The organism is Flavobacteriales bacterium (assembly GCA_021739695.1).
Taxonomy (GTDB): domain Bacteria; phylum Bacteroidota; class Bacteroidia; order UBA10329; family UBA10329; genus UBA10329.
The window spans coordinates 21,369-27,819 of sequence record JAIPBM010000039.1 but is presented as its reverse complement, the minus strand read 5'-3'; the positions used below and the strand labels follow the sequence as shown (position 1 = coordinate 27,819).

6 protein-coding genes are annotated in these 6,451 nt (G+C 45.1%); 5 read left to right on the top strand and 1 reads right to left on the bottom strand.

Annotation, left to right across the window (positions count from 1 at the left end; translation table 11 throughout):
* Positions 1 to 199: 199 nt before the first annotated feature.
* Positions 200 to 616 (bottom strand): OsmC family protein, encoded by a 417-nt coding sequence (locus tag K9J17_17360; protein MCF8278499.1) that lies wholly within the window; start codon positions 614 to 616, stop codon positions 200 to 202.
* A 102-nt stretch (positions 617 to 718) separates the two neighbouring features.
* On the opposite strand from K9J17_17360, the gene metX reads away from it, so the two are divergent.
* The 5 genes from metX to K9J17_17335 all read left to right on the top strand — a co-directional run bounded on the left by metX (position 719) and on the right by K9J17_17335 (position 6,447).
* Positions 719 to 1,741: a homoserine O-acetyltransferase gene (gene metX, locus K9J17_17355; protein ID MCF8278498.1), complete on the top strand. Its 1,023-nt coding sequence runs from the start codon at positions 719 to 721 to the stop codon at positions 1,739 to 1,741.
* Between the two features lie 356 nt (positions 1,742 to 2,097).
* A complete protein-coding gene (locus tag K9J17_17350) occupies positions 2,098 to 4,191 on the top strand; it encodes a nitrite reductase (GenBank protein ID MCF8278497.1) in 2,094 nt (697 codons plus the stop codon).
* A 124-nt stretch (positions 4,192 to 4,315) separates the two neighbouring features.
* Positions 4,316 to 5,080, top strand: a complete 765-nt coding sequence (cobA, locus tag K9J17_17345) for a uroporphyrinogen-III C-methyltransferase (protein ID MCF8278496.1) — start codon at positions 4,316 to 4,318, stop codon at positions 5,078 to 5,080.
* Between the two features lie 96 nt (positions 5,081 to 5,176).
* Positions 5,177 to 5,767: a bifunctional precorrin-2 dehydrogenase/sirohydrochlorin ferrochelatase gene (locus tag K9J17_17340; protein ID MCF8278495.1), complete on the top strand. Its 591-nt coding sequence runs from the start codon at positions 5,177 to 5,179 to the stop codon at positions 5,765 to 5,767.
* 32 nt (positions 5,768 to 5,799) lie between these two features.
* Positions 5,800 to 6,447 (top strand): phosphoadenylyl-sulfate reductase, encoded by a 648-nt coding sequence (locus tag K9J17_17335; protein ID MCF8278494.1) that lies wholly within the window; start codon positions 5,800 to 5,802, stop codon positions 6,445 to 6,447.
* The last annotated feature ends 4 nt before the right edge of the window (positions 6,448 to 6,451 follow it).

Sequence of the window (6,451 nt, the reverse complement as noted above, 5' to 3'; positions counted from 1 at the left end):
TCAACTTCATCGGCAAACATGGCGCGCATGTGTTCTGCATCGTCAAACGTGAAACTTGACGTGAGATACAAAGGCACGCTGTGTTCTAAATGAGACGACTTTTCGGCCTGCGTTCTTATTGCATCGGTTTCAAACTGATTCTCTTTCATGATGGCTAATATCTGAATGTATTATCCTAATTCCCTAATCTGCTAACTTGCTAATTCCCTATTTCATAGCTCCACGAAATCTCAGCAGTCGGTTCCAATATCTTAGAAACCGAACAATACTTTTCTGCAGAAAGTTGAATGGCTCGTTTCACCTTATCGTTATCCAAGTCGTTTCCTTTCACGAGAAATTTCATGTGAATTTTCTTGAAAATCGATGGAACTTCATCTACACGCTCTGCAGTTACTTCAACATCATAATCGGTCACTTCCTGCTTCATCTTTTTGAGGATTGAAATGACGTCAATGCTGCTGCAACCCGCCAACGACATCAACACAACTTCCATTGGACGCGCACCCAAATTCGCTCCACCGATCTTTGGCGAACCATCCATCTCAATCGTGTTCCCACTTTCGTTGCTGGCCTGCATGTGGTAATTGTCGTTGAGTCTTTTAAGGGTAATTTTCATCTGTAATGAGTTAAATCCGAAATCCTAAATTTTCAAATTCGAAACAGTTCCGTGCTTTTCATTTCGAATTTCGTGCTTTCGATTCCAATACATTTGTCGGATATGAATCTTGTCCAAAAGTACATTCATAACCAACCATTTCCACTTGAAAGCGGTGCGATTCTGCCTCGTGTGGAAATTGCCTACCACACTTACGGGAAGCTCAATGCCGCTGGCGATAACGTCATTTGGGTGTGTCATGCACTCACCGCTAATTCGGATGTTGCCGATTGGTGGAGCGGACTTTTTGGTGAAGGAAAACCGTTCGACCCAAGCAAGTATTTCATTGTTTGTGCGAATATTCTCGGTTCGTGCTATGGAAGTTCTAGTCTGTTGACCGAAAATCCCGAAACGGGGAAATCCTATTTCGCTTCGTTTCCAATGGTCACAATTCGTGATATGGTGAAGGCACATCAACTGCTCCAAACACACTTGGGAGTCAAGCAGATCGCACTAGGAATGGGTGGCAGCATGGGCGGTTATCAGTTGATGGAATGGGCCATTTCGGACCAAACTCTGTTCAGGAATCTCTGTTTGTTGGTTACAAGTTCCAAAGCTTCTGCTTGGGAAATTGCTATACACGAAGCACAACGTTTGGCCATTGAGGCCGACCAGACCTGGAAAGATGAAACGGCCAATGCAGGTTCAAACGGACTAAAAGCTGCTCGTGGCATTGGCATGCTCACCTACCGTAATTACGAAGCCTTCAAACAAACGCAGGAAGACAACGAAGAGAAGCTGGAGGATTTTCGAGCGTCATCCTACATCCGTTATCAAGGTGAAAAATTGGTGAAGCGATTCAATGCACAGAGCTATTATCTGCTTACCAAAGCCATGGACAGCCACCATTTGGGACGTGGCAGAAATTCTTTGGAAGATGCGCTGAATCAGATTTCATCAAAGACACTCGTTATCGGTGTAGATACAGACATTCTCTGTCCCGTTTCCGAACAAGAATTCATCACAAAGCATATTCCAAATGCACGCTTGGAAATCATTTCATCACCATTTGGACATGATGGTTTTTTGGTAGAAACGGAGAAGGTTCATAGTCTGCTTGCCAACTTTTTGAGTTCCTCAGATTAAAAAATCGTTACTCGTGTTGTTTTAGAAAAAATCGCGTTCTACATTTGGCGTCACTCAATGAAAGCAAAGAAGTCTAATATGAAAATGATGAACAACGGCATGTGCTGTTGTTGTGCATTTTTGTGGAGAGGTTGATGCGTTTTTTGATATAAACGAACTAAAAACAACAAAGCCTCTCAGAAATCTGAGAGGCTTTTTTTATGATTTAGATTAATATGATTAACCAGAATAAAATGATGTGTTGCTGCTGTAAGTCTACCGAAAGGTGGAAGTGGTAACTGTGTATTCAACTCAGTTTTAAAGCCCTTCTGCCCAACGCAGAAGGGCTTTTTTTATGCAAAAAAAACCCCAGATATATGCAAAGTTTTAGAACAGAATTAGAAAATCCAGTTGTCGAAAAGGACATTCTCGACCTAGAGAAAAAAATCCGCCTTTTTAAAGAAGGCAAGATTGACGAGGAGAAATTCCGCAGCCTGCGCTTGGCGCGAGGCGTTTACGGCCAGCGGCAGCAAGGTGTGCAGATGATCCGCATCAAAATTCCTTATGGAAGAATGACTGCCGAGCAGCTGATTAAAATTGCGGACATTTCTGACGAGTACGCCAGCAGCACGCTGCACGCTACCACGCGACAGGACATTCAGATCCATTATGTGAGTCTGGATAGAACGCCTCAGTTGTGGCACGAGTTGGAGCAATCCAAGATCACGCTTCGCGAAGCTTGCGGAAACACGGTTCGGAACATCACTTCTTCGGAAAAGGCCGGAATCGACCCCGAAGAACCCTTCGATGTTTCGCCTTACGCACAGCAGATGTTCGAGTATTTCCTGCGCAATCCTATCTGTCAGGAAATGGGGCGGAAGTTCAAAATTGCATTCGCTTCAAGCGCTAAGGACACGTCTTTCACACTCATCCACGACCTCGGTTTCATTCCCATTCTGAAAGGTGAAAAACGTGGTTTCAAAGTGATGATCGGTGGCGGATTGGGCTCTCAGCCGCATTTGGCGTTGGTCGCTTTTGAGTTCCTCGAAGAAGAGAAAATCATCCCATTCACAGAAGCTGTTCTGCGCATTTTTGATCGTTACGGAGAGCGGAACCGCAGGAATAAGGCACGCCTTAAATATCTGCTTCAAGATGTTGGCTTGGAGGATTTGATGAAGCAGATTGAGGGCGAATATCCTGCACTGAAAAACCAAGAAGTTTGGGTTGATAGGAATGCAGTCGAGACTGCCGAGCCACCAAAACTGGGAACGGTTCTCACCACTCGCATCAAAGACCGCGAACATTATGACAATTGGTTGGCGACCAACGTTTTCAATCAAAAACAAGATGGATTCTACGGGGTTTTCGTGCGTGTTCCACTAGGCAATATTTCTTCGGATACAGCAAGAGCGTTTGCTAAAGTGGTGAAGGCGTTTGCCGCTGATGATATCCGCATGACCATTAATCAAGGTTACTTGTTACGTTACGTGACGCAGGAAGCGCTTTCGCCTCTGTACGAAGGATTGAACGCGCTCGGATTAGCTGAACCCGGCTTCGATAGCGTGGCTGACATCACAGCTTGTCCTGGAACAGATACATGCAACCTCGGAATATCAAATAGCACTGGAACAGCCTTGGAATTGGAGAAAGTTATCCGTTCAGAATTCCCCGAACTGATTCACAATCGCAACATCAAGATAAAGATCAGCGGTTGTATGAATTCCTGCGGTCAGCACGGTATTGCCAACATCGGTTTTCACGGAAGTTCGATGAAACATGATGGAAAAGTTGTTCCCGCGATGCAAGTGTTACTTGGTGGCGGAACGCTCGGAAACGGCAATGGAACTGTGGCGGATAAAGTCATCAAGATTCCATCAAAACGAACTCCTGAATTGCTTCGCGTGCTGCTCAATGATTACGCTGAAAATGCGCTGGACGGTGAGTATTTCAACGATTATTACCTGCGTTTAGAAACCAATTATTTCTACAATCTTTTCAAGCCTTTGGCGGAGTTGGAGAGCTTGAATGACAGCGATTATTTCGATTGGGGAAAGGAAGAATTATACAAACCAGAAATCGGTTTGGGAGAATGCGCTGGCGTGGTGATCGACCTCGTACAAACCCTGTTTTACGATGCGGATGAAAAGCTCGAATGGGCTGCTGAAGCATTAAAGCAAAGCCGATTCGCGGATGGCATTTACCATACGTACACAGCATTTGTGAATGGCGCGAAAGGCCTGTTGCTAGGTGAGAATGTCCGTTGTAACACGCAGGCAGGTATCATCACAGATTTTGACAAAACGTTTGTGGAAACAGGCAAGCTTCAGTTTGAGACAACTTTCACCGAGTTGGTGCTGAAAATGCGTTCGAACAAGGCAACGGAGGAGTTCGCAAAAAGCTATTTCGCACAAGCGGAAAGTTTCCTAAAAACCATCAAATCATTCAGAGAAGAACAACTAAAATCAAACTAAATCCCCCGCCCCCTAAAGTTCCGCAAGCTTCACTTTCGGGACACCCCCTTTGAAAGGGGGATGGGCTCGATCCTCCTTTTAAAGGAGGTGTCGAGGGACGAGGCGGAGGATTAAAAAGAAAACTATGAAAAACAACCCCAAATTAACACTCGTGGGCGCTGGCCCTGGAGACCCAGATCTAATCAGCATCAAAGGCATGAAAGCCTTGGCCAAGGCCGATGCCGTTCTATACGATGCGCTCACACATCCTGACCTCTTGGACTATGCTCCGAAAGACGCTCCGAAAGTGTTTGTCGGAAAGCGCATGGGACGACATTCCTTTAAGCAGGACGAGATCAATAAATTGATCGTAGAACACGCTTTGAACTATGGACACGTGGTTCGTTTGAAAGGTGGCGATCCATTTGTTTTCGGTCGCGGACAGGAAGAAATTGAATATGTGGAAGCATTCAACATTCAGACTGAAGTAGTGCCTGGCATTAGCAGCGCCATCGGTGTTCCAGGATTGCAGAAGATTCCTGTCACACGAAGGGAAGACAGCGAAAGTTTCTGGGTCATTACTGGAACAACCAAAGACCTCGAACTATCGAAAGACCTCGCCTTGGCAGCGCAAAGTTCCGCCACAGTGATTGTTCTGATGGGCACGAAAAAACTTTCACTGATCGCTGAAACCTACAGGATTGCTGGGCGAGCTGAAATGCCTGTCGCGATTATTCAAAATGGTTCATTGGAGAACGAAAAGGTCGTTCTCGGAACGGTAGAAACCATTGAGAAGTTGTCTGCGGAAAGCGAAATCGGTGCGCCTGCCATCATCGTTTTGGGTGAAGTGGTGAAGTATCATCCGAATTTCAATCTGGCTTTTGTAGAGGAGAATTATTTGAAGAAATAAGCAAACCGTCATTGCGAAGGAAGAATGACTGAAGCAATCTTTTGGATGGAGATTGCCGCGCTCGTTCCTCGCTAGCAATGACGCTAAACGACAACTATGCAAAGTCAAAACGAATTATACCCCATATTCCTGAAAGTCCATGAATTTGAAACGTTGCTAGTCGGTGGTGGAAATGTTGGGCTAGAAAAACTCACCTTTCTGCTGAAAAGCAGTCCGAATGCAAAAGTGATGGTCGTTGCGAAGTTCTTCTTGGATGAACTGGTCGAGTTGGCCGCTAATCACTCATCAGTAACGCTTATTGAAAGGTCTTTTGAAGAGCGTGACCTGGATGGAAAGCAGATGCTGATTCTGGCGACTGACAATCCATCCTTGCACGAAAAAGTGAAAGCCATCGCGAAGCAAAGAGGAATTTTGACGAATGTGGCCGACACACCCGAAATGTGCGATTTCTACTTGGGCGGAATTGTGACCAAAGGCAATCTGAAAATTGCGATTTCTACGAATGGAAAATCGCCTACACTTGCCAAGCGTTTGCGACAGCTTTTTGAAGAAGTGATACCTGATGACATTGACGAGCTGACGAAAAATCTTCGCGCTTTTCGGTCCACCCTAAAGGATGATTTTGAGTACAAAGTCAAGAAGATGAATGAGATTACTTCGTCCTTGCTTGCGAAATCGGAAAACTGAAACAAACGCAAATCAAGATTGTCTGATAAGTGATGAATTTACAGGAGTTGAACAAGCGGTATGAACAGATGACGGTGGATGAGCGAATCACCAACGTTTATCACGAGTTCGATAAGGTGCTGTTCACTTCGTCCTTTGGAACTTCTGCTGCCATTCTGCTTCACTTGGTTTCTAAGTTGAAACCTGAACAAAAAGTGCATTTCATTGATACGACCTATCATTTTGCGGAAACGATTGCGTACCGCGATTTACTAACGAAACAGCTCAATCTACAATTGGAAAATGTGCTGCCGGCCGATTGGAAAAATGCATTCACACGAGAAGACCAAACGTGGACAAAAGATCCTGATCTTTGCTGTTCCATTAATAAGGTAGAACCGCTGGACAACCTGAAACCGAACTACGAAGTGTGGATGTCGGGACTGATGCGATTTCAGAACACCGAACGTAAATCCAGGAAGATATTTGAGCAGAAAGGAAACTTGCTAAAGTTCCATCCGATCATTGATTTTTCGGAAGAACAACAGAACGCGTATTATGATGAAAACAACCTTCCGAAACATCCACTGGAAAAAATCGGCTACAGTTCCATCGGTTGTGCGCAATGCACGTTCAAGGGCAAAGGCCGAAGTGGTCGTTGGGGGAACTCGGGAAAGACAGAATGCGGACTTCATTTGTAGACAA